Genomic DNA, 24,334 nt, shown 5'->3' with positions numbered 1-24,334 from the left:
AGTCATTTAGCTGCAGAAAAAGCGAAGCCGCGAAAGTTAGCAGTTCCGAATTAAAGAAATAGAATATGGAAGCGATCAAACAACAATTTCCCAATGTAAGTGAAGAGACCTGGCCGGTGCTGGAAGCGTGGGCCGTGCTCTTGCGTGAGTGGAACGGGAAGATTAATCTCATCTCGCGAAAAGACATCGATCAGTTGGAGCCACATCACCTTTCGCATTGTCTCGCGATTACCAATCACCTGAAGCTGATGTCAGGCACTCGTATCATGGACGTGGGCACTGGTGGTGGGTTTCCAGGTATTATTATGGCGATCTGCTATCCGCAGGCGCATTTCACATTGATCGATTCGATCGGTAAAAAGATTACCGTAGTTCAAGACCTGATCGACAAGCTCGGCTTAAAAAATGTGGAAGCACGTCAATGTCGAGCCGAAGAGGTCAAGAAGCAGTTCGATTTCGTGACCGGTCGCGCTGTGAAAAATCTGCCGGAATATTTTAGTTGGATTAAAGGGAATGTTCGCCGCGGTGAGCGTAACTCGATTCCGAATGGAGTGCTTTACTGGAAGGGCGGGGAGTTGGACGATGAGTTGTCAGCGCTGGGCATACGTCCGCGTAAAACAATCAATTTGGAAGAGACATTCAGTGATCCTTACTTCGAGCAAAAATACATCTTGCACTTCGATGCCCGCGACGTGCCTCGTGCGAAGAAGCCGAAAAAGGCAGAGAGCTAAAACTCGATCAGATCGATGGAGCCTTGTGAGACTTGCTCGGCCTGCGCGATGGGCACCCCGCGGAGGGCGTGACTGGGGCCCTAGGTATCGCTGAACTTGAAGTCTCCCTGCTTGGCGAAAACGATACTTATGCGCTGCGGCTTTCCGCTATCGCCATAGCGCATCGCGCTAGCGGCGTCTTGTTTGCGGGGCGGAGACGCGATTGGCATCGCGTCGCTACGGGGCCGATAAGCAATAGGCCATGAATGTTGTAGCGATGTCGCGCTAGCGTCGTCTTGTTTGCGGGGCGGAGACGCGATTGGCATCGCGTCGCTACAGGGCCGATCAGCAATAGGCCATGAATGTTGTAGCGATGTCGCGCGAGCGTCGTCTTGTTTGTGGGGCGGAGACGCGATTGGCATCGCGTCGCTACGGGGCCGATCAGCAATAGGCCATGAATGTTGTAGTGATGCCGCGCTAGCGGCGTCTTGTTTGTTGGCGGAGACGCGATTGGCATCGCGTCGCTACGGGGCCGATCAGCAATAGGCCACGAATGTTGTAGCGATGCCGCGCGAGCGGCGTCTTGTTTGTGGGGCGGAGACGCGATTGGCATCGCGTCGCTACGGGGCCGATCAGCAATAGGCCATGAATGTTGTAGCGATGTCGCGCTAGCGGCGTCTTGTTTGTTGGAGGGGCGGAGGTGTTTTATTAAAATGCTTGCTCGTCGCTTGGCGGCTCCATCAAGCTGTGTGTTCTTCTTACTACTGATTGCCTATGAGTCAAACTACTGCTTCCAAACGTAATCCTTGGTCGTGGGTGCCAACCGGATATTTTGCCGAGGGGCTGCCTTACGTAATGATTACTTGGGTGGCAGCTACGATGTTTAAATATCTCGGCCACGATAATACGGACATCACCTTGTGGGTGGGAAATATCACGTTGGTGTGGTCCTTAAAGCCGCTGTGGGCCGCTTTCCTGGAGATGTTTAAGACCAAAAAGTGGATCGTGGTGGTGATGGAGTTCAGCATGGTGGGATTGTTGGCCGCCTTGGCTTTCTGTCTGCAATTGCCGAGCTACTTTACCGTTTCGATCGGTATCCTGTGGCTGATGGCCTTCGCCTCGGCCACGCATGACATCTGCATGGATGGCACGTATATCACGACTTTGGATAAGAGTTCGCAGGCTAAGTTTGTCGGTATTCAGGGGATGTTTTGGAATGTGGGGCGCTTTTTTTCTTCGACGGTGATCCTATTGGTGGCTGCCTATTTCGGGCAATCGGAGTCATCTTCGTGGACGATTGCGTGGATGGTTGCCGCGGCGGTGATGGCCGCGCTGGCGGGCTATCACATGTTCTTTTTGCCGCAAGGCGAGGTGGCGCAGCGGCCGGAGAATTTCAAACAGATCTACTCGACATTTTTTGATGCCTGGGCTGATTTCTTTAGGAAGCCGCAGATCTGGGGGATGTTGGCCTTTGTCTTTTTGTTTCGCAGCGGCGAGGGCTTGCTGCTGGGGGTGGGACATCTATTTCTACAAGCGCCGCTGGCGGAGGGCGGCGTCGGACTGACCTTGGTGGAGAAGAGTATTATCGACGGGGGCTTGAGTATTATCATGGCGCTGAGTGGTGGTCTGCTGGGTGGCCTCTTTATTTCTCGCTATGGCTTGAAGAAGACGCTCTTCACGATGGCGATCTGTTTAAATGTGCCCAATTTGACCTATGTGTATTTGGCCTACGTGGCCTCGCCGGATGTGCAGATTTCACTGATGACGGTGACTATGATGGTGGTGATTGAGAAGTTTTTCTATAGCTTCGGCTTTGTGGCCAATATGCTCTACATGATGCAGCAGATCAGTCCTGGGAAATACCACATGACGCATTATGCTTTCTGCACGGCGTTGATGAATCTGGTGCTTTGGCCCACGATTGCGGTGAGTGGGTATTTATCCGATAAATACGGCTATTTGACGTTCTTCGTCATCGTCATGTTTGCCACGATTCCATCCTTCTTTGCGGCTTGGTTTGCGCCATTTCCACGTAGCGAAAAAGAAGGAAGCTGAGCCGATCCACGATTAGGCGAAGCAGGCGACCAGCACGCCGGTTGCAATGAGTAGGAGCAGGGACCATAGGCGGTAGTTTTGCCAGATCGGGAGCTCCTTTAACTCGAGGGTCTCTTGCTGATAGAAGGCGGGCGTCCAAACGAGTGCAATTTGCTCGTCGCGTGGTGCTTGTTCTTTGCGGCTGGTGAGGCAGAGAGTGATCACAGAAACGGCAAACAAGAGCGGACCTACGTAGAGAAAGTGTAGATCCGTCAGGCCTACGATCTCGTTGGCCACGAAAAGTAGTGCGCCTGTGGCGGTGCCACAAATGACAGCCCACCATGCTCCTTGTGCATTGGCCCCTTTCCAGAATGCGCCGACTAAATAAATCGCGCAGATTGGCGGCACGGTGTAGGACAGCACCATCTGCAAGTATTTGAAGAGAGAGGCGAAATTTTCGATTTGTGGTGCCCAGAGTGCGGCCAGAATCATAAAGATACCTGTGACCCAACGGCCCACTTTCATGAGTGTGGCACTACTTAATTCAGGGCGGCGTTTGTGCACAAAGTCCATCGTGACTAGGGTGGATGCTGCATTGAGTGTGGAATCGATCTGCGACATCAGTGCAGCAATAAAGCCAGCCATGACTAAGCCCAGCAATCCTGTCGGCAATAGATCAAACATCAGGGTGGGGTAGACCAGGTCTGGACGTGCGAGGTCGGGATAGAGGTGGATGGCCATGGTGCCAGGCAGCACCATGATAAAGAGCACGGGCAATTTGAGCGCTGCGGCGAGTAGCACGCCCCAGCGGCCGTGATGGACGCTTTTTGCGCTTAAGACCCGCTGTAACATAAATTGGTTGGCGCACCAAAAGTAGAATCCGAGTAGCGGCACGCCTGTTATCAATCCCAGCCATGGCACGCCAGGATCGTCAAGCGGGCGGATCAGACTGAGCCGCGAGGGGTCGAGGTCGGCGGTCATGCCGCTCCAGCCGCCGACCTTGTCGAAGGCCACCACCGTAATCACCAAGGCGCCGATCAGTAGTAAGACAGTTTGAATGACGTCGGTGTAGATGACGGCTGCCAGGCCACCGGCGATGGTGTAGAGGCCCGCCGCGATGGCGAGGATCGCAATCGTTAGGCCCATGTCCAACTGGGGAAAGACCAGTTGCAGTAGCAGGCCGCCTGCGAAGAGGCTGCCTGCGGTATCTACGATGATATTTAGAAACAAGGTGAGTGCAGAAAAGTAGCTGCGAATGCGTCCATCGTAGCGGCGTTCTAAGAATTCCGGCAGGGTAAATACCTGAGCGCGCAGCACAAATGGGAGGATGAAGATGGCGAAGAAGACCAAGACTGCGGAAGCCATCCACTCGTAGTTAAAGACAGAGATGCCTGTGTGATAGGCATCGCCTGCGAGTCCGATCAGTGTGGTGGACGAAATATTAGAAGCAAAGAGCGAGATGCCGATCAATGGCCAGACCATGCCGCGCCCGGCTAGGAAATAGTCTTCAGCGGAGTGGTGTTTTCCTGCGAGGCGCCAGCCGATCCATAATACGACGATCGCATAGAGACCGATCAGGGCGAGATCGAGCGGTGCTAAGCTGTATTCTATGGGCATTCTTCGAGTGTAACATACGGTGCAAATCTAGCGCAGTGAGCTTATCTAGCGTTGTTATAATTAGAGATGGTGGAGGTTGTATTCAGACTACTGCTTGCATGCGCGTCGTTCGTTTTTAGGCTGGCACGTATTCGAATGAGTGCCCTTAAAATAGATATCACAGCAGCTTGGCGCGAGAGCGCTCCCAGCGCACATGTGCCCGATTTGCTTGCGGAGGAAAATGGGCGGCTGCGTCTATTGACTGCAGACTTAGGAATGAAGCACGACTACGGGGCCGTGGGCCCTGTCGAATGCCCGATCGCGTATGATCCTGTGCGACGCTTGGCTTTTCGCTACGTCTGTGCTGCGGGCTTTCGCGGGCGTGATTTTAGTCAGCTGCGTGCGTTCTCTGTCGCGCGTGAGGAATCTTATCCTTTAATCGATTTACCGTTGAATCAATGGGCGCTGTGGATGTTGGAGTGGATTGCTTCGGCACAGGGGCACTCTGGGCAGTTGCTGGGCTTGCATGCGGCGGATCGACCGGCGGAGGATCGCGTGGTGATCGAACATCGCTTGTTCAGTTTGGAACTCGGGGCCGATCAATTACGGCTGCGGCCGATCTGCCGTGATGCGTATAAACCGCTGGCATTTAGTCGTCGGCGGGGAGAGTTTATTTTTTCAGGGGCTGAGGGGATATACCTGGTAGGATTGAAGGGGGAGCGCAGATTGAGCTTACCGCATGGTGTGGACGTGGGCGGAGAGGGCGCTGCCTTCCATCCATTGGGAGCGGCGCAAGTCGTGATCGGTGGGGACGGTTTACACCTTTGGGATTTAGAGCGTAACCTGTGCCGACGGCTCACACGTAATGGTCGCTATCCCGTGTGGTCGCCAGACGGTCAGGGCATCTGGTACCGTGAGAGCAGTGCCGATGTGCACTATTACGATTACGCCAAGGATGCGACGCGAGAAATTCTAGCTCTCCCGAATCAGAGGCATCCTGAGTTTTGGCATGCGCGCCCTGTTTGCTTATCGCGGGATGGTCGTTATCTGGCCACTTCGTTGACGGAAAAGGTGCTGCGCGGTGTCAGCCAAAAGGGGAGTGCCACTGGTGCTCGTGAGCGTGTGTATGCGCACCAGCACCAGTTGCTCGTGCTCGATTTAGAGCGCAAGGTCTATTGGAGCCGTTCAGGCTATGCGAGCCAGCTGTGTTGGGCTGAGTGATGCTAGTCGAGCAGTTTTGCTCCATCGCCCGCACGGGTGTGGAAAATGGAGGGCTCTAGCTGGTGCTTTGCTTCGAAGGCAGTCGCGATCTGGTCGGCGTGTGTTTGACCGAAGTCGGCATTGGTGAGAGCCATGACGGCGCCTCCGAATCCACCACCGGTGAGGCGAGCCCCAAAAACAGTGGGTTGCTGCTTTAGCAGTTCGACTAGTGTGTCCAACTCTTCAATGCTATTTTCGAAGTTTACTCGTGAGCTTTCGTGAGATGCGTTGAGTGCGGCACCCACTGCGGCTAAGTCGTTTTGTGAAAGCGCTGCCTCGACCGCTTGTACGCGTGCGTTCTCTCCCACGATGTGGGCGGCGCGTCGATACAGTAGCTCATCGAGTTTATCTTTGGAGCTTTCGAGTTGGGCTTCTGTGATCTGAGATAGATTCTGTGCTTCGGGATAATCGGCTTGCAGCTGTGCCAGTGCCTCGTGGCATTCGCGATGGCGGTCGGCGTAGGCGGAATCCACGAGTGCGTGCTTCTTGTTGGAATTAAATATCCAGAAGTGTGCGCCTTGTGGCATGGGCTCGGTGGCAAAGCTTTCTGTGGCGCAGTCGATCTTGACCAAGTGGTCCGCTTGACCAAAGGCGGAGACACCCTGGTCGAGTATGCCGCAGGGCATGCCGACGAATTCGTTTTCGGCTTTGCGGCCGATTCGTGCAAAGCCGGCAGTGTCGGTTTCGAAGCCGTAGAGCGCGGCGAGTGCCTTGGCTGTGGCGAGCTCGAAGGCGGCACTGCTGCTCATGCCGGCGCCAGCCGGCAAGGTGCTGGTGACTGCCATGTTGTAGCCTGTTGGCGTGCGCATACCGAGTTCGGTCATGACCTTGGTCACGCCGATGGGGTAGTTCGTCCATGAGTCCACTCCAGTGAGTGGCTGATAGTTGCCCAGTGGCAGTTCCACTAAGTCACCCGCGTCGCTAACAATGTGTATTTGAGCATCCTCACGCAGGCTGACTGCGATTGTAATCCCCTCGGTGACAGCGGCCCCCATGACCAGGCCTCCATTATAATCCGTGTGGTTACCGATAAACTCGATTCGTCCGGGGGCGAATGCGGAGTGGCTGGGTTGGCCAGAGAAGTGTCGCTGGAAGAGTTGCGTGGACAGATTGTCGATGAGCTTCATATCGATGCTAGGGTTTAGGATTTATTCGCCCAAGAGTCGCGCAGGGCAACGGTGCGGTTGAAGACTAGTGCGTCCGCTTGGCTGAGTTGATGATCGAGGCAGAAGTAGCCGATGCGCTCGAATTGGCAGGTCTCGCCAAGCGGTAACTCCGCCAGACTAGGTTCACAGAGCGCTGTGGTTTCTGTCAGCGAGTCGGGGTTGACGAATTCCGTGAAGTCACGCTCTTTATCGGCTTCAGGCTTTTCTACTGAGAAGAGGCGATCAAAGAGACGCACTTTAGCTTTAACTGCGTGCTCGGCGCTGACCCAATGAATCACGCCCTTCACCTTACGGTCTTCAGGGTTTTTGTTCAGGGTGTCGAGATCGACGGAACAGAGCAGCTTGGTGATGTTGCCCTCGGCGTCTTTCTCACAATCATCACATTTAATGATATAGGCGCCGCGCAGGCGAACTTCGCCGCCTTTCTTTAAGCGGAAGAATTTTTTATTGGCCACCTCTTTGAAGTCGTCCTGCTCAATGTAGAGGCGCTTGCTAAAGGGGATCTTACGGGTGCCGGCGCTTGGATCTTCAGGATTGTTGATCCCATCGACTTCGACGACTTGGTCTTCCGGCCAGTTGCTTAGCTCAATTTCCAGTGGATCGATCACGGCCATCCGGCGACACGCGGTTCGATTGAGCTCTTGGCGCACGGCGTGCTCAAGTAGGGCGACGTCGCTGGTGGAAGGCGTCTTGGTTATGCCGACGGTCTGGCAGAAATTTCGGATGGCCGCGGGTGGATAGCCGCGGCGCCGCATCCCGGAGAGGGTGGGCATGCGAGGGTCGTTCCAGCTGTCGACGTGGCCTTCTTCGACGAGAGTGCGGAGTTTGCGCTTACTCACGACGGTGTAGGTCAGGTTCAGGCGGGCGAATTCGGTTTGTTTAGAGGGGAAGATCCCGAGTTTTTGGATAAACCAATCGTAGAGTGGGCGGTGGTCTTCGAATTCCAGGGAGCAGAGCGAGTGGGTGACCTTTTCGAGTGAATCGCTTTGCCCATGCGTGAAATCATAGCTTGGGTAGATGGGCCAAGCGTTGCCTACGCGGTGGTGGTGCATGCGCTTGATGCGATACATTACTGGGTCACGCATGTTCATGTTGGGATGGGCCATGTCGATCTTCGCGCGCAGCACTTTGGCTCCGTCATCGAACTCGCCTGCGCGCATGCGCTGGAATAAGTCGAGGCTTTCTTCTACCGGGCGTTCGCGGTAGGGGCTGGGTTTGCCGGGTTCGGTGATCGAGCCTCGCAACTCGCGCATTTGCTCGAAGCTGAGCTCATCGACATAGGCGTCGCCGGATTCGATCAGTTGGCATGCCCATTGAAACAGTTGCTCGAAATAATCGCTGGCAAAGCAGATCTTTGCCCAGTCGTAGCCTAGCCACTTGATGTCCTCTTGGATGGCTTGCACAAATTCATCACTTTCCTTCTCCGGGTTTGTGTCGTCGAAGCGAAGGTTGCAGAGTCCTCCGAATTCCTTGGCGATTTCGAAGTTCAGGCAGATGGCTTTGGCGTGGCCGATTTGAAGGTAGCCATTCGGTTCGGGAGGGAAGCGCGTCTGCACGCGTCCATCATGTTTACCAGCAGCCACATCAGCGGCCACCATTTGGCGGATAAAATCAGTTGGAGTCTCTGTAGTGTCGTCGGACATAAGCGGCTAAGACAAACGCAGCGTAGTCGACTCTGCCAGTCAAAAAGTGACGCAGAGGCATATGTTTTAATCATTGTCCCGAGCGAGCAGAATGTCGTCGGGATTGACTTCTACGGTAATTTCCCGGCCCAGAAATTCGAGTAAGACTTGGATGCGGTTTTTTGCGGGGAGTTGTGCCAGCACCTTACCGTTGATGCCTTTTAACGAGCCCGTGACGACCTCGATCTCTGCGCCGGGTTCGATACTTAGGTCGGGCGCTTCGATAATGCCTTCTGGTACACTCGCTTTGAGGTCCCGAATGATATGCTCCGGGATGACTCGGCGCTCTCCCAGCTCCACCATTTGGGTGATGCCCTGGCTGTGTACGACTTGGCGTGAGTGTGCGTGGTAGTTGAACTTGGCAAATATGTAGCCGGGAAACATCGCTTCGACGAAGCGTTTCTTGCCGTTGCGTGTCTTTTTTACTTGGCTGACTCTAGGGCAAAAAACCTCGACGGCATCCAATCGATCCAAGATGGCCGCGGCGATATGTTCACGTTTGGTCTGCGTACGCAGGCAGAACCATTCTTTGGGGGCTTGTGAGGGATTGTCTGACATAGTTGATCGGTGGCAGGAAACTAGGTGGACGATCATGAGTTTCAACGGTAAAAAGCGGGAGATTCTGGTAATAGGAAGCTTATTTGTTTGCTTGAGTTGATTCTCTTTTCATGAGTGCTTTCTATTGATTCACTATGCTGCATAATGATTACTAATCGAACACAGGGATTAAGGCTCTTAAGTCATGGGTTTGTCGCGCTGTTCATGTTGTTGCTGTTTAGTGTCGCCTTGATGTTTGCCGTTTATGTATTGGAGCTGATCGATTCATCTGAGGTGAATTTACCGCTTTATATATTGGCTGTATTCATCGCGGGTGTGTTTTCCGCCCGCTTCAAGGAAGATCGTATTGAGGATAATGATTTGAACTCTTTCCGTTGGGTCGGGGCGATTCGGAAGACGAATTATCAAACCATGATCTTGGCTTTGATGCTTTTTGCTGTGGTGTTTACTACGCGGGATAAAGCGATTAGCCGCACGCTCATTGCTTCGTTTTTGATGATGTATTGGCTGACTGCTGTGCCGCTGAATCGTTATATTCCAGACTGGATTGCTAGTTTTGCTTTTCGTGGTAATCATTCAGTGCGCACGGTTTTTCTCGGTAGTGAGAAGTCGGCGCGCCACCTTGAGGCCTGGGCGAAGTATCAGCCCTTTTATGGCATCGATATCATCGGTTTGATTACTTACGAAATGTCGACGGACTTAAAGTTGAGAATGCCGATTCTAGGGGAGTTTATGGACATGTCGCTCATTATTGAGGCCTATAAGGTCAACCAGGTGGTGCTGCTTGAGACGCGTGACTCGGACTGGTGGGTGGACTCGGTCGTTGAGATTTGTGAGCAGACGGGCTGTCGGATTTTAATCTATAATCCTTGGGAAGAATACTTTGATAAGGAGTTAATTCCTGTCAGCCAAGGTGGGCACACCTTTTTTAGTTTACAAGAGGAGCCGTTGGAGAATCCACTGAATCGCGTGATTAAGCGCGTCTTAGATATTTGTATCTCTTTGCCTGTAGTGGTTTTTGTCATACCCTGGCTTTGCTTGATGGTGAAGCTGATGCAGTTGAAGCAGTCGCCCGGGGCGTTGTTTTTTAAGCAAGAGCGCTCGGGACAAGGTGGCCGTAGGTTTCAGATCTTAAAGTTTCGAACCATGCATGACTTAGGAAGTGACCGCTCGCGTGAGGGAGAGCAGGCAAAGAAGGGCGATGATCGCATCTATGCTTTTGGGGAGTTCCTGCGTAAGAGTAGTCTCGACGAGTTTCCACAGTTTTTAAACGTGCTGATGGGCACTATGAGCGCAATCGGACCTCGCCCGCATTTGATCCAGCATGACGATGAGTTTAGCCAGCAGGTAAACATTTATCGTACCCGACATTTCGTGAAGCCGGGTATTACCGGCCTCGCGCAATGTAAGGGCTTTCGCGGGGAGGTGACCGAGCTCTCGCTGATCGAGGAGCGGGTGCGCTACGATCTGCAATACATTCGGAATTGGTCCTTTTGGCTAGATCTCTGGATTGTGATCAAGACGGTGGTGCATATGATCAAGCCACCAAAGTCTGCCTACTAGACCTGTTCCGATGGTATTACGACGTATTACGACTAGTCTGGGCGCTTGAAGCGACGGGCTGGCGTTTTATCTCCGCCCCCACTTGGGCTGTTGGGGCGGGCGCTGCCTTCGCTTTTCTTGAATTTACCTCCGGCTATTTTACTTTTGGTTTTGAACGGGCGTTTGTGTTTGCCGCCGTCGTTCCATTTGCCATCGCCTGCGCCGTCGTTGCTGCGCTTTTGGTAGCTGCCACCGCCGTGTTTCTTTTTGTAGCCGCCCTTATAGCCGCCGCCTGCACCACCTTTGTAGCCGCCTTTTTTACCGCCACCGCCTTTGCGCTGTGGGTTGGGATCGAAGGCTTCGTTATCTTCGGCGATCTTTTCTCCCTCGCGTCCTTCATCGTTGCCGAGTAGGTCGAAGAGAGCGCTGGCAATATCGGTCGGAGTGTGGCCGGCGTCCAGTAGGCGGTCGACGAGATCATCGTGGCGCTTAAACTTGCCGCCTTCGAGTGTCTCACGGACTTGGTTGAATACTTTGTCGGCTTTGCGGCCTTCGACGTCTTCGAGACTTGGGATCGGCATGCGACGCACGACTTGGCGTGTGTAGCGTTCGATGGTTTCGAGGCGGTAGATGTCGCGGCCGTAAACGAAAGTGACGGATTTACCCGAGCGTCCGGCGCGACCGGTACGGCCGATGCGGTGGACATAGTCTTCGGGGTCGTGGGGCAGGTCGTAGTTGAATACGATATCGACGTCGTCGATGTCGAGACCACGTGCGGCCACATCGGTGGCGACGAGTAGCTCGACGGAACCATCCTTAAAGCGCTTGATGACGCGTTCGCGATTCGCTTGTGTGATGTCGCCGTGGATACGGTCGGCTACGTAGCCGCGTGCAGTCAGTGCCTCTGTGGCGTCTTCTACCATTTGCTTGGTATTGCAAAACACGATGCCGCGTGGGTTTGTTTCCAAGTCCAGCAGGCGGCAAAGCACTTCAATCTTTGAGCGATTACGAACTTCGTAGTAGGTTTGCTCAATGGTATCAACTGTCAGCGATTTGCGTTCGATCGAAATTTGCTTGGCCTTGTGGCTGAATGTTTTGATCAGACCTTCGACGGCGCGATTCATTGTGGCAGAGAAGAACAGAGTCTGGCGATCTTCTGGCATGTCGCCGAGGATGATCTCCATGTCTTCGCGGAAGCCCATGTCGAGCATGCGGTCGGCCTCGTCGAGAATACAAAGGCGGATGGCATCAGTGCGCAAAGTCTTGCGGCGAAGGTGGTCCATCACGCGGCCGGGGGTGCCGACGACGATATGAGCCCCTTTACGTAGTGCGCGCATTTGACGGTCGAGTGGAGCCCCTCCGTAGACGGGCACGGCGACCAGGCCCTTGAGGGCCGCAGCCAAGCGGTGGATTTCTTCACAGACCTGAACGGCGAGCTCGCGAGTCGGGCAGAGCACGAGCACCTGAGTTTCGTCGCGGTTGATATCGATTAAGTTGAGGGCGGGGAGTCCGAAGGCCGCAGTTTTACCCGAGCCTGTTTGTGAGAGACCGACGATGTCGTGGCCTTCCAGAGCGACTGGGATGGTTTGTGCTTGAATCGGTGAGGGAGATTCAAAGCCGAGGCGTTGAATACCTTCGATAAGTTCAGCGCGCAGGCCGAGATCAGTAAATTTTATGTCCATAATATCTGTATAAATGCCCGTTGACCGGGAAGATACCGATACTTGAGCTCGTTTTTGGAAATGTCCTGTTGATTCAGGCTTTCCTTTTAGTGAGGCGCAGGGCTTTGACAGTTCAATCAGATATGACAAGGATTAAAAAATGCTGAATGGACTTATCGCTGCTTGGGCAGTAATAATGTAAAGGTGCTGCCGACGCCTAGTTCGCTTTCTGCGTATATGTGCCCTCCGATCAACTCGGTGAGTTTTTTGGTGAGTGACAAGCCCAGCCCGGTGCCGCCGAAGTGCTGGTTAGTGGCATCGGAGGCTTGAGTAAATGGCTCAAAGACACGTTCCAGTGTTTGCGGGTTCATGCCTACTCCGGTATCCTTCACTTGTATGCTCAGCTGTCTGGCATTTTTTTCGCTCAGTCGTATCTCAATGCCTCCTTCTTGCGTGAATTTGCGGGCGTTGTTGATTAAATTGCTAAGTATTTGTTGGATGCAGCGTTGGTCGGATTGGATTTTAGTGACGGCGCAGTCGATGATTACCTGACAGCTGAGGCCTTGGTTCTCGATTAGTTGGCTGAAAAGTTTTGTTTCTCTTCGAATGATGGCTTCCAGGTCGATCATGGCCCAATTGACGTTCATTTTGCCGGCGTCTATTTTTGCAGTATCCAGCAGGTCGTTGAGTATGCGCAGCATGCCCTCGGCACCTTCGAGGATTGTTTGGGCCATGTCTTTGGTGTCGTCGTCTTTGGAATCGCTTAAGATTAATTGGGTGAAGCCCATGATCGCATTCAGCGGGTTGCGAATTTCGTGGCTGGTGCGTGCGAGTAGTAGGTCTTTGGCCTGGTTTTCGCTGTGGGCGTTTTGGCAGTCCATCTCCAGTTGCGTCACTCGTTCGATCTCATGGGTGACATCGGAGGCGATCGAGTGGAATTCGGTTATGACACCATCGCGGTTTTTACGTGGCACATTGTGCCAACGGCACCAGAGTGGTTGTCCGTCTTTGGTTACATTCTCGTTGATTTGGGTATGGGGGCTGTTGGACTCCAGTTTTTCGACGCCTTGGTTGATGGCAGGCAGGGCGCTTTGGGGGACGATGAGATCCATGGCGGATTGACCAATTGCTTCTTCAGCACTCCAGCCGAACAGTTGCTCGGCTGCTTGGTTCCAGTGGCTGATGACGAGCTGGTTGTCCCAAACGATGAAGGCGAGTGGGGCGCCTTCGTAGAGAGCTTGGTAGGCATTTTCTCTTTCTGTGAGTAGCTTGTCGCTGAGTTTGCGGCGATTGATTTCGTTTTCCAGTCGACGCCGGCCGTTCCACTCCTTCCAAGCGATCAAGCTGAGTGTGAGGATGCTAATGAGGTAAATCGCAATGAGTTTTAAGGGGTAACGCTCGCTGAAGCGGAGTGAGTCTTTGTAAAGCATCGCTTCCAGGTCGGGTATCGTGTCGAGCATTCCTACGCTTTGGAAGGTCTCTGCGATGTGTTTCCAGCGGCCTAAATGCATATAACCAATTTCTATGATGCCCGGGCGTATCAGTTCTACGGATCGCTTCGCTTCGTATTCCAGCGCTGCGCGGCTTTTGATGGTCGGATATTTTTCCAGGATCAGGTCGATGGTTTCCTGTGGGTGGTCGAGCGCGTAGCGCCAGCCTTGCAGACTGGCTCGCTTGAAGGCCGCGACGGTCTTTGGATGCTTGTCCAGGTAGTCTTGGGTCGTGAAGAGAATGTCGCTGTAGAAATCGATGCCAGTGCTGCGAGGGCTGAAGGTGACTGGTTGTTGGCCGCGTTGTCGAATGGTGAAAGGTTCGTCGGTGATGTAAGCCGAGATAGCATCGGCTTCGCCTCGATATAGGGGCTCCGGGGTGAATTGGTGTTCTAGGAATTGGATTGAACTGAGTTCGAGCTGCTCTGCTTTGAGCATCGCCAGCAGGTCGGCAGATCCTGGTTCCAACACGATACGTTTGTTGGCTAAGTCGTGGATGTTTTGAATGTCGTCGTGTTTAATCGACGCAAAAATACTGGGCGAGTGTTGGTAGATGGCGGCCAGTGCTTTGATCTGCTCACCCGCGGCGTGGAGTAAGAGTAGGTCTGCGCCTGAAATGCCAAAGTCAGCTTCACCATCTAGGACGACTTGGGTGGGGGGCTTCGAGGTGCTGGCTTCGAGTAGTTCGACTTTCAGGCCTTCGGCCGCGTAGTAGCCTTGTTCGATCGCAGCGTAGTAGCCGGCAAACTGAAACTGGTGCAGCCATTTCAATTGGAGTCTGACTGTTTCTTGCGCATGGCTCAGGCTTGCCGTACAGAGAACGAGCGAAATGATGACAGAGATGCTGCTAATTGCTTTCATTAGATCTGCTTTCAGTCTGCTACGTGTTATATCTATGTAAAGAATCGATGCGATTTGCCCTTGATTTCTTCGCCCATGGGATACTATGCCACTCAAATGTCTGATTCATGGAAAATAGCAGCCTTCTATCATTTCACTGATTTGCCAGATCGCGATGCGTGGGCTGAGCGTATGGTTGAGCATGGCTTGCGAGTTGGCTTGCGGGGCACGCTGATCTTTGCGCCTGAAGGGGTGAATTCTACCTGTGCAGGCTCGCACGATGCGATTGATGCGACGATTGAGCTTTTGAAGTCAGATCCACGTTTTGAAACCATGGATGTGAAGTATTCGTATGCGGATTTTAATCCATTTCCTAAGTTTAAGGTTAAGAAGAAGCCAGAGATTGTAACCTTTCGGCAGGAGGGGGCGGATCCACGTGAAGTTGTGGGAACCTATTTGGAGCCTGAGGAGTGGAACGAGTTAATTGCAGATCCGGACGTCATCACTATTGATACGCGCAATGATTATGAGGTCGAAGTGGGGCAGTTTAAGGGGGCGATCAACCCCAAGACAGGAGATTTTACGGAATTTGCAAAATTCGTGGATGAACATCTCGCCTCGCAGAAGGGGAAGAAGATTGCGATGTATTGCACCGGGGGGATCCGCTGTGAGCGCTCCACTGCCTATTTGAAGAAGAAGGGCTTTGATGAGGTGTATCACCTCAAGGGAGGGATTTTGCGCTATTTGGAGGAAATGCCCAAGGATCAGAGCTTGTGGGAGGGGGATTGTTTTGTGTTCGATTACCGGGTCGCGGTGGACCATGATTTGAAGCCGGCGAAATGGAAGATCGATCCTGAAACCAGTCACCCCAAGCGCATGACTGAGGACGAAATTGAGAAAATCGCCGAGCGTCGTCGCAGTGGTGCAATCTTTAAGAAGCCGTATACTGTCTGACTTGGATTGCAGTTTTGAAGAAGCGTCGTAATTTACTGCGGGCACCGAGTGGATTTATTCGCTGTTTTTCGTCTCTAGCCCGCTTTAACAGTGTCTTTTTTACCAAGTTTATTTTTTTGAAATAAGTGTTGACTGAGTAGGGAGCGAGGGGCACTTTCGCGGGCTTTCCAAAATTCAACCCATCTGCGTGTTGGATCACCGGCTCTTTACAATCTAAATCATCATTTGCGATGTGCCCTTGTAGCTCAGTGGTAGAGCGCATCCTTGGTAAGGATGAGGTCGGCGGTTCAATCCCGCTCGAGGGCTCCATTTCGGAATTAACAAACAATTCAACTAAACAATCTCTCAACACTAAATAACATCAATCATGGCTAAGGAAACATTCGAAAGAACAAAACCACACGTCAATGTCGGCACTATCGGTCACATTGACCATGGCAAGACAACTACAACTACTGCGATCCTGAAGGTTCAAGCAGACAAGGGCTTGGCTCAATTCAAGTCTTATGCTGATATTGCTAAGGGTGGTACTGTTCGTGACGCTACTAAGACAGTGACTATCGCTGTGGCACACGTTGAGTATGAAACTCCTACTCGCCACTATGCACACGTTGACTGCCCAGGTCACGCTGACTTCGTTAAGAACATGATTACTGGTGCCGCTCAGATGGACGGTGCGATCCTTGTTGTTTCCGCTGCGGATGGCCCTATGCCACAAACTCGCGAGCACATCCTTTTGGCTCGTCAGGTTGGTGTTCCAACAATCGTTGTATGGCTCAACAAAGTTGACCTTCTTGACGACGAGGAGCTTCTTGAGCTTGTTGAGATGGAAGTTCGTGATCTTCTTTCCAAGTATGAGTATCCTGGCGATGACATCACAATCGTTCGTGGTTCTGCAACAGCTGCTCTTGAAGACAAGCCAGGCGGTGCAGATGCAATCACAGCGCTTATGGATGCGATCGACAACGACATCGCTGAGCCTGCTCGCGAAATCGACAAGCCTCTCCTTATGTCTGTTGAAGACGTTTTCTCCATCACAGGTCGTGGCACAGTAGCAACTGGCCGTATCGAGCGTGGTGTTGTGAAGGTTGGCGAAGAAATCGAAATCGTCGGTATGGGCGACACTCAGAAGACAACTGTTACTGGTGTTGAAATGTTCCGTAAGCAACTCGATCAAGGTATGGCCGGCGACAATGTTGGTATCCTTCTTCGTGGTATCGACAAGGACGCTATCGAGCGTGGCCAAGTGATCGCTAAGCCTGGTTCGATCACTCCTCACACGACTGCGAAGGCTGAGCTTTACGTCCTTTCTAAGGATGAAGGTGGTCGTCACACTCCTTTCTTCGATGGCTATCGTCCGCAGTTCTTCTTCGGCACAGCTGACGTCACTGGTATCATCAAATGCCCAGAGGGTGTTGAGATGGTTATGCCTGGCGATAACCTTACTGTCGAAATCGAACTCGGCAAGAAGATCGCTATGGAAGCCGGACAGCGTTTCGCTATCCGCGAAGGTGGTCGCACCATTGGTGCTGGCCGTATCGCTGAAGTGATCAAGTAGATCGCTTCGCTTTTAAAGTTCCAGTTTTTGCCGAGGGCTCTGCATGGGCCCTCGGCTTCACTGTTATTTTGTAGAATACAGACAGACATATTACAGGAGAGTAGTTCAATTGGTAGAGCAACGGTCTCCAAAACCGTAAGTTGTGGGTTCGAGTCCCTCCTCTCCTGCCATTTTTAATTTCATGAAAAATCCATTCACAAGCATCCGTCTCTTCTATAAGGAGACTTTGACAGAGCTGAAGAAGGCCTCGTGGCCTTCCAAAATCGAGCTGCGCGATTCGACCTTTGTCGTGTTGATTGCCACTGTCATTCTTGGATCTTACGTCGCACTGATCGACTTCTCGCTCATGAATGGTGTCGAATTGCTCACCTCTTGGGTGCGCTAAGCTGGAGCCCACGAGCGCTCGCTTCGACTCACACTTTAAGTTACTCTGCCGTCCGCGGCTTCATCTTCCCGTCTTAGACTCTATAATGTCAGATTCCTCTTCTATCACAGGCCCTCGCTGGTATGCCGTTCAGACGCTTTCTAATCAAGAGGGCAAGGCTAAGAAATATCTCGATAAGTTCATCGCTGTTGAAGAGATGGAGGAGTACGTGTTTGACGTGCTGATGCCTACCGAAACTGTAACAGAGGTTAAAAGCGGTAAGAAAACCACCAAGACTCGTAAGTTTTATCCTGGTTACATTTTCGTCAACATGCGCCTCTACGATGACGATGGCAAATTGTTGCAAAAGCCTTGGTATTTTGTGCGCGAGGGGCACGGTGTCATTAATTTTGTCGGAGGCGACCATCCGACGCCGTTGAAGAAGAGCGAAATTGATCGCATCCTCAGCCAGGTGGAAGATGCCGAAGGTAAAGAAAAGCCGAAGATCGAATACGATATCGGTGAAATGGTCAAAGTTAACGACGGTCCGTTTGCGAACCTCGTTGGCAAAATTGAGGAAATCGACCCAGACCGGGGCAAACTTAAGGTTTCCGTATCTATTTTCGGGCGTTTCACGCCTGTTGAACTTGAATACTGGCAAGTCCAGAGAACAGAAGAAAGCTAATCCGACATGTCTAAGAAAATCACAGGACAAATCCGTCTCCAACTGCCAGCAGGCGCCGCAAATCCAGCCCCTCCCGTTGGACCCGCTCTTGGTGCTCAAGGTGTTAACATCATGGGGTTCTGTAAGGAATTCAATGCCAAGACTAAGGATCAAGCGGGCATGATTTTGCCTTGCGTGATTACTGTCTACGCAGACCGTTCTTTCAGCTTCATCCTCAAATCGCCCCCTGCTGCAGTTCTTTTAAAGAAGGCTGCGGGCATCGCAAAAGGATCTGGTGTGCCTAATAAAGATAAGGTCGGCCAAGTCACTCGTGCACAAGTGCTCGAAATCTGCGAAATCAAGAAGGCTGACCTGAACGCTAAGGACGAAGAAGCTGCTTTCAGCATCATCGCTGGCACAGCTCGCTCCATGGGGCTTGAAGTCGTCGGATAAGTCCGGGAAACAATTTACGCGATCACCGCGCTGGTGATCGGTTTAACCACAAAAGAGATATAACAATGGCAACCCAGCAAATTAAGGGAAGCAAACGCTATCGTAGTGCAGTCGAAATGGCTGACCTTACGAAGACTTACTCGGTCGAAGAAGCGTCTGCGTTACTAAACAAACTACCTAAGGCGAAGTTCGACGAAACTGTCGAAATTTACGCCCACCTCGCGGTCGATCCTCGCAAGAGTGATCAGATGGTTCGCGGCACTCTCCAGCTTCCTCACGGTAGCGGTAAGACTGTGCGTGTGATCGTCTTCACCGAAAACCCCGAAGAAGCTCTCGCGGCTGGCGCTGACGAAGCAGGTCTCGATGAATTGATCGAGAAAGTTACCGGTGGTTGGATCGATTTCGATGTCGCAATTTCTACTACCAGTGCGATGAAAAGCGTCCGTAAGGTTGCTCGCGTGCTGGGTCCCCGCGGCCTCATGCCCAATCCTAAGTCTGGCACAGTGACCGATGATATTGCTGAAGGTATTAAGCAAGTCAAAGCGGGTCGTGTCGAATTTAAGATGGACAAGACTGCGAATGTCGCCGTCGTCGTTGGCAAGCGTTCCTTCACTCCTGAGCAAATCGCTGAAAATGCGGATGCCGCAGTCAAGGCACTGATCGAAGCTCGTCCGAAAGCAACTTCAGGCAAATACATTAAGAGCCTTGCTTTGAGCTCTACAATGAGCCCCGGACTTGCTGTCGACGTTGCTGAATACAACAAAGCTTAAGGAGGGACACATAACATGAGACCAGAAAAACAATATCTCGTTGAAGAGGTGAGTAATCACCTCAACAAGTCCGATTACGTATATCTTACGAACTACGAACGCATCACTGTTGATGAAATCGCTGAACTTCGCGCTCAGCTTTCTGAGTTCGATGCAGAGTTTCACGTCATCAAGAACAGTATTTTCGGTGTTGCTGCAGGCACAGGATCTTCCTGATCTAGGTGAATACTTGAATGGACAGACCGCGATCGTCGTTGGTGGTGATAATCCATCCGGTGTTGCGAAAATTATCGGTGAGTTCTTCAAGAAGAAGGACAAAGTCGAAATGAAGGCTGGTATCCTGAATGAGCGTGCGCTCACGAAGGAAGAGATCGAAGCCCTCGCAAAACTACCAGGTTTGGAAGTGCTTCGTGCGCAGCTTCTCGGCCTGCTCACTCAGCCTGCGACTGGATTCGTCCGCGTCATCAACGCTGTGCCACAGGGCCTCGTCAACGTCTTGCAAGCCAAGGTTCGCAAAGAAAACGGCGAGTAATCGTAATCAACAAATTTTTAGGCCGTCACTCTATTTTGGAGTGGCGGCCTAATTCACAAAAACAACCATATAAAAATAAGGTTAGAGGGATTCTCCCTTTAAATACTCCGACTCTCGGGGTGCTAACCATTGAAAGGTAAAACATCATGGCAGATATCACTAAAGAACAAGTCGTCGAATGGCTCTCCGCACAAACAGTGCTCGAAGTTGCTGATCTCGTTAAAGAACTCGAAGAGAAGTGGGGCGTAAGCGCTGCAGCTCCTGTAGCTGTTGCTGCAGCTGGACCTGCTGCTGCTGCGGAAGCTGTAGAAGAAAAAGACGAATTTGACGTCATCTTCAAGGCTGCTGGCTCTAACAAGATCGCTTCGATTAAGGAAGTTCGCGCTATCACAGGTCTTGGCCTGAAGGAAGCTAAGGACCTCGTCGAAGGTGCACCTAAGCCAATCAAGGAAGGTTGCACAAAGGACGAAGCTGAAGAGATCAAGAAGAAGCTCGAAGCTGCCGGCGCTGAAGTCGAATTGAAGTAATCACGGGAATTCCGAATTATATTCAATAGTTACAAAAATTTCACAGTTAGGTGGGCTCACCCAAATCGGGTGAGTCGCGCCTAGCTGTTTTTTGCTTTTCCGCTGAGTCTCACTCAGCAACCTCTCAGAACACACTCATTATACACCGTCACTCGGGACATCCATTATGTCAAAGCGCTTAAATTTCGGTCAACTCAAGGAAGTTATCCAGCCACCCAATCTGATTGAAAATCAGGTCGATTCCTACAAGGAATTCTTACAAATGGACTCGGCTCCCAGCCAACGGAAGACCGTCGGCCTCGAAGCTGTTTTCTCAGAAGTCTTCCCGATCGAAAGTTACGACAGCCGCTGCCATCTTGAATATGTCAGCTACAGCGTCACACCGCCTCGTGAAACAGAGATCGAGGCCATCCGCGAAGGCGTCACTTATTCTGTATCGCTTTATGTGAAGCTTCGCCTGCGGGAAGAAGACCACATCAAAGACGAAGAAATTTACATGGGGGAGCTACCCCTGGTGTCCGAGCGCGGCTCGTTCATCATTAATGGCGCCGAGCGCGTGATTGTTAGCCAACTTCACCGTTCGCCTGGTATCGCTTTTGAAGAAAGCGTACACACTTCCGGCAAGATCCTTCACGCCTTCCGTATCATTCCTGACCGCGGCACATGGCTTGAAGTCCAGTTCGACCAGAACGACCTCCTTTACGTTTACCTCGACCGCCGTCGCCGTCGTCGTAAATTCCTCCTCACCACATTGCTCCGTGCCATGGGCTACGGTTCCGATGCGGACATCCTGAACCTCTTTTACGAGATGGATGAGATCGCGGTCGCCGATGCCTTGAAGCTCGACTCCGTGTCCAACCTGGTTCTTACAGAAGATATCGTCGACGCAGACAAGGGCATCGTGTTGGCACGTGCCTTTGAGCCTCTGACTAAGACTATCGTTCGCTCTTTCGAGAAGGCTGGTCTGCAAAAAGTCGTCGCGATCGATACTACGGTCGACGACGGTGCGATCATCCGCTGCCTTAAGAAGGATCCGACTCAAAATGAAGAAGAAGCGCTCAAGGATATCTACAAGCGCCTACGCCCTGGTGAGCCACCCACAACGGCCAATGCCAAGGCATTGCTGAAGCGTCTTTTCCAAGATCCACGTCGCTATGACCTCGGTCGAGTCGGTCGCTACAAGCTCAACCAAAAGTTGAAGATGGATACCGATCTTGAGTTCCGTATCATCGGAGCTGAAGATGTGGTTGAAGCGACTAAATACCTGACCCGCCTCAAGCGTGGAGATGGCACACTGGACGATATCGACCACTTGGGTAGCCGTCGTGTACGCACCGTAGGTGAGTTGCTGGCAAATCAATGCCGTGTCGGTCTTGCCCGCACAGAGCGTCTGGTTAAAGAGCGCATGACCCTTTACGATCAAAGCGTCGATTCGATCAGCCCGCAAAAGCTGATCAACCCGAAGGCGCTGAGCACTGTGATCCGCGATTTCTTCGCCCGCAGTCAGCTATCTCAGTTCATGGACCAAATTAATCCATTGGCCGAACTGACTCACAAACGTCGTCTCTCTGCACTCGGACCCGGTGGTCTGAATCGTGAGCGTGCTGGTTTCGAAGTTCGCGACGTTCACCCATCACACTACGGTCGTATCTGCCCGATTGAGACTCCTGAAGGTCCCAACATCGGTCTGATTAACTCCTTGTCACTCTACTCGCGTATCAACGAGTTTGGTTTCATCGAGACACCCTATCGTAAGGTGGTGAATGGCAAAGTGCTCGACGATGTTGAGTACCTGAACGCTGACCAAGAAGAACCTTACATGATTGCTCAGGCCAACTCCGAGTTGGATGAAGAGGGCAATCTTGTCGGTCGCGTGACTTGCCGTAACCAAGACGAGGTGCTGGAACTCACTCCAGAAGAAGTGCATTACATGGACGTCTCGCCCAAGCAGCTGATCTCTGTTGCTGCTGGCTTGATTCCATTCCTTGAGCACGATGATGCCAATCGCGCGCTCATGGGCTCGAATATGCAACGTCAAGGTGTGCCTCTACTTCAGTCCGAGTCTCCATTTGTGGGCACGGGCATTGAAGAACGTGTTGCGATCGACTCGAAGACAGTTGAAGTCGCCGATATCGATGGCATCATTGCACAAGTCGATGCCAACCGCATCGTACTGACTGCTGATGGCGAATTGCCCACGAAGCCGAAGGATTTTAAAACAGATCCGAAGAAGGGGATTTACATCTACGATTTGCGTAAGTTCATGCGTTCCAATGCGGGCACATGCTTCAATCAAAAGCCAATCGTCTCGCGCGGTCAGCCAGTGAAGAAAGGCGACATCCTTGCAGATGGCGCGTCGACTCAAGATGGTGAACTCGCGATTGGTCGTAACATCCTGGTGGCTTTCATGCCTTGGAACGGTTACAACTTCGAGGATGCGATCCTGATCTCTGAGAAGATCGTTAAAGATGATATTTTCACTTCGATCCACGTGGATGAGTTCGAAGTCACTGCACGTGACACCAAGCTTGGACCGGAAGAAATCACTCGCGATATTCCAAACGTCGGTGAAGAAGCACTTAAGGATCTGAACCACGACGGTGTCATCCGCGTCGGGGCAGAGGTCAAGCCTGGCGACATCCTCGTCGGTAAGATCACTCCTAAGTCTGAAACAGAGCTCGCTCCGGAAGAAAAATTGCTACGTGCGATTTTCGGTGAAAAGGCTGCCGACGTTAAGGACACCTCTTTGGTCGTTCCTTCGGGCGTGCGCGGTATCATCATGGACGTCAAAGTCTCGGCCCGCGTCGATGGGGAGCCCGAGCAAATGTCTGCTTCCGATCGTCGCCGCCAGGTGAAGAAGATCAACGAAGAATACCGCTCACAAAGCGATAAGCTGCGCGAAGATCTGACCGAAGCACTTTCTAACATTTTGCTGGGTGAAAAGATTCCCCTCGATGTGAAGAACGGTGAATCCGGCGAAATCATTATTCCTGCGAATCGCAAGATCACTAAGACCTTGCTTCGTCGCTTGGCTGCCGTCTCCAAAGATATCGAGATCGATCCTTCACCGGTTAAGATCAAGATCATGGAGATCGTCAGCAACTACCAAGGTAAGTTCGACGAGCTCGATTACGATCGTGAGCGCAAAATCGAGGGCGTGGAGTCCGGCGAAGATGCGGATCAAGGTGTCGTCAAGAGCGTGAAAGTCTACATCGCTAAAAAGCGTAAGATGCAAGTCGGCGATAAGATGGCCGGTCGTCACGGTAATAAGGGTGTGGTCGCCAAAGTGGTGCCTGAAGAGGATATGCCACACCTTCCCGATGGCACTCCGATCGAGATCTGCTTGAATCCACTGGGGGTTCCTTCTCGTATGAACGTGGGACAGGTCTTGGAGACACACCTCGGTTGGGCATGTAAGAAGCTCGGCATCAAGGTGGCGACTCCTGTGTTCGACGGTATCTCTGAAGCTAAGGTACGTCAGTATCTTGAAGAAGCTGGGCTGCCCTCCACAGGTAAGAGCATTCTTTACGACGGTCAGACAGGTGAAGCACTTCACCAAGAGGTCGTTGTGGGCTACATGTATATGTTGAAGCTCAATCACTTGGTGGCTTCTAAGATTCACGCTCGTGCCGTTGGTCCTTACTCGCTCATCACTCAGCAACCGCTCGGTGGTAAGGCGCAGTATGGTGGACAACGTTTCGGGGAGATGGAAGTTTGGGCACTTGAAGCGTATGGCGCTGCTTATACGCTGCAGGAGCTGCTCACCGTCAAGTCCGACGATGTTGCAGGCCGCACACGCATCTACGAATCGCTCGTTAAGGGTGACAACAGTCTACAAGCGGGAACGCCTCAGTCGTTCAACGTTTTGATGAAGGAAATCCAAAGTCTCTGTCTCGATGTTCGACTCGGCACCGAAGGGAAGTTCGAGCTCGACACCGCGATCGACGTCTAAGGGCGCCATCATCGTTTTTTC

At 52.2% G+C, this 24,334-nt stretch carries 20 protein-coding genes and 2 tRNA genes; 16 read left to right on the top strand and 6 right to left on the bottom strand.

The window, feature by feature from the left end; all coding sequences use genetic code 11:
* Positions 1–65: 65 nt before the first annotated feature.
* Together rsmG and SH580_RS04670 are read left to right on the top strand one after the other, a co-directional pair.
* Complete coding sequence (gene rsmG, locus SH580_RS04675) at positions 66–731, top strand: 16S rRNA (guanine(527)-N(7))-methyltransferase RsmG (protein ID WP_319833852.1); 666 nt, start codon at positions 66–68, stop codon at positions 729–731.
* Between the two features lie 753 nt (positions 732–1,484).
* The gene (locus tag SH580_RS04670; protein ID WP_319833851.1) at positions 1,485–2,765 is read left to right on the top strand and encodes an MFS transporter; all 1,281 of its coding nucleotides are present in this window, start codon (positions 1,485–1,487) and stop codon (positions 2,763–2,765) included.
* Positions 2,766–2,777: 12 nt separating this feature from the next.
* Here the strand turns inward: SH580_RS04670 and SH580_RS04665 are convergent, their stop codons facing one another.
* A complete protein-coding gene (locus SH580_RS04665) occupies positions 2,778–4,361 on the bottom strand; it encodes a sodium:solute symporter (protein WP_319833850.1) in 1,584 nt (527 codons plus the stop codon).
* A gap of 135 nt (positions 4,362–4,496) precedes the next feature.
* Between SH580_RS04665 and SH580_RS04660 the strand changes: the two genes are divergently transcribed.
* The gene (locus tag SH580_RS04660) at positions 4,497–5,561 is read left to right on the top strand and encodes a TolB family protein (RefSeq protein WP_319833849.1); all 1,065 of its coding nucleotides are present in this window, start codon (positions 4,497–4,499) and stop codon (positions 5,559–5,561) included.
* Positions 5,562–5,563: 2 nt separating this feature from the next.
* Here the strand turns inward: SH580_RS04660 and galK are convergent, their stop codons facing one another.
* From galK to nusG (SH580_RS04645), 3 genes are all read right to left on the bottom strand, one after another.
* Positions 5,564–6,727, bottom strand: coding sequence for a galactokinase (gene galK / locus SH580_RS04655; RefSeq protein ID WP_319833848.1), 1,164 nt, complete (start codon positions 6,725–6,727; stop codon positions 5,564–5,566).
* Between the two features lie 14 nt (positions 6,728–6,741).
* Positions 6,742–8,409 carry a glutamine--tRNA ligase/YqeY domain fusion protein gene (locus SH580_RS04650; protein ID WP_319833847.1) on the bottom strand — a complete coding sequence of 556 codons (1,668 nt, stop codon included), beginning with the start codon at positions 8,407–8,409 and terminating at the stop codon, positions 6,742–6,744.
* A gap of 66 nt (positions 8,410–8,475) precedes the next feature.
* Positions 8,476–9,006, bottom strand: coding sequence for a transcription termination/antitermination protein NusG (nusG, locus tag SH580_RS04645; protein WP_319833846.1), 531 nt, complete (start codon positions 9,004–9,006; stop codon positions 8,476–8,478).
* Positions 9,007–9,150: 144 nt separating this feature from the next.
* On the opposite strand from nusG (SH580_RS04645), the gene SH580_RS04640 reads away from it, so the two are divergent.
* Positions 9,151–10,569, top strand: coding sequence for an exopolysaccharide biosynthesis polyprenyl glycosylphosphotransferase (locus SH580_RS04640; protein WP_319833845.1), 1,419 nt, complete (start codon positions 9,151–9,153; stop codon positions 10,567–10,569).
* Positions 10,570–10,601: 32 nt separating this feature from the next.
* Here the strand turns inward: SH580_RS04640 and SH580_RS04635 are convergent, their stop codons facing one another.
* Positions 10,602–12,230, bottom strand: coding sequence for a DEAD/DEAH box helicase (locus SH580_RS04635; protein WP_319833844.1), 1,629 nt, complete (start codon positions 12,228–12,230; stop codon positions 10,602–10,604).
* A 152-nt stretch (positions 12,231–12,382) separates the two neighbouring features.
* Positions 12,383–14,560: an ABC transporter substrate-binding protein gene (locus tag SH580_RS04630; RefSeq protein WP_319833843.1), complete on the bottom strand. Its 2,178-nt coding sequence runs from the start codon at positions 14,558–14,560 to the stop codon at positions 12,383–12,385.
* 96 nt (positions 14,561–14,656) lie between these two features.
* On the opposite strand from SH580_RS04630, the gene trhO reads away from it, so the two are divergent.
* From trhO to rpoB, 12 genes are all read left to right on the top strand, one after another.
* On the top strand, positions 14,657–15,493 hold the full coding sequence (gene trhO / locus SH580_RS04625; RefSeq protein ID WP_319833842.1) for an oxygen-dependent tRNA uridine(34) hydroxylase TrhO: 837 nt from the start codon (positions 14,657–14,659) through the stop codon (positions 15,491–15,493).
* A gap of 234 nt (positions 15,494–15,727) precedes the next feature.
* A tRNA-Thr gene (locus tag SH580_RS04620) sits at positions 15,728–15,802 on the top strand.
* A gap of 58 nt (positions 15,803–15,860) precedes the next feature.
* Positions 15,861–17,051, top strand: a complete 1,191-nt coding sequence (gene tuf, locus SH580_RS04615; RefSeq protein ID WP_308949775.1) for an elongation factor Tu — start codon at positions 15,861–15,863, stop codon at positions 17,049–17,051.
* A gap of 94 nt (positions 17,052–17,145) precedes the next feature.
* A tRNA-Trp gene (locus SH580_RS04610) sits at positions 17,146–17,221 on the top strand.
* 11 nt (positions 17,222–17,232) lie between these two features.
* Positions 17,233–17,436, top strand: a complete 204-nt coding sequence (gene secE / locus SH580_RS04605) for a preprotein translocase subunit SecE (RefSeq protein WP_319833841.1) — start codon at positions 17,233–17,235, stop codon at positions 17,434–17,436.
* Between the two features lie 85 nt (positions 17,437–17,521).
* Positions 17,522–18,100 (top strand): transcription termination/antitermination protein NusG, encoded by a 579-nt coding sequence (gene nusG, locus SH580_RS04600; protein WP_319833840.1) that lies wholly within the window; start codon positions 17,522–17,524, stop codon positions 18,098–18,100.
* Positions 18,101–18,106: 6 nt separating this feature from the next.
* Positions 18,107–18,532, top strand: a complete 426-nt coding sequence (gene rplK / locus SH580_RS04595) for a 50S ribosomal protein L11 (RefSeq protein ID WP_319833839.1) — start codon at positions 18,107–18,109, stop codon at positions 18,530–18,532.
* Positions 18,533–18,597: 65 nt separating this feature from the next.
* A complete protein-coding gene (gene rplA, locus SH580_RS04590; RefSeq protein WP_319833838.1) occupies positions 18,598–19,302 on the top strand; it encodes a 50S ribosomal protein L1 in 705 nt (234 codons plus the stop codon).
* A gap of 15 nt (positions 19,303–19,317) precedes the next feature.
* A complete protein-coding gene (gene rplJ / locus SH580_RS04585) occupies positions 19,318–19,518 on the top strand; it encodes a 50S ribosomal protein L10 (protein WP_319833837.1) in 201 nt (66 codons plus the stop codon).
* A 13-nt stretch (positions 19,519–19,531) separates the two neighbouring features.
* Positions 19,532–19,834: a 50S ribosomal protein L10 gene (rplJ, locus tag SH580_RS04580; protein ID WP_319833836.1), complete on the top strand. Its 303-nt coding sequence runs from the start codon at positions 19,532–19,534 to the stop codon at positions 19,832–19,834.
* A 146-nt stretch (positions 19,835–19,980) separates the two neighbouring features.
* Positions 19,981–20,361, top strand: a complete 381-nt coding sequence (rplL, locus tag SH580_RS04575; RefSeq protein WP_308949783.1) for a 50S ribosomal protein L7/L12 — start codon at positions 19,981–19,983, stop codon at positions 20,359–20,361.
* A gap of 166 nt (positions 20,362–20,527) precedes the next feature.
* Entirely contained in the window at positions 20,528–24,313 is a 3,786-nt protein-coding gene (gene rpoB / locus SH580_RS04570; RefSeq protein ID WP_319833835.1) for a DNA-directed RNA polymerase subunit beta, read from the top strand.
* Positions 24,314–24,334: the final 21 nt, after the last annotated feature.

It is taken from the genome of Coraliomargarita algicola, from assembly GCF_033878955.1.
In the GTDB taxonomy this organism is placed as follows: Bacteria; Verrucomicrobiota; Verrucomicrobiia; order Opitutales; family Coraliomargaritaceae; genus Thalassobacterium; species Thalassobacterium algicola.
The sequence above is the reverse complement of the archived record's forward strand: the minus strand, read 5'-3'. Positions and strand labels throughout refer to the sequence as shown.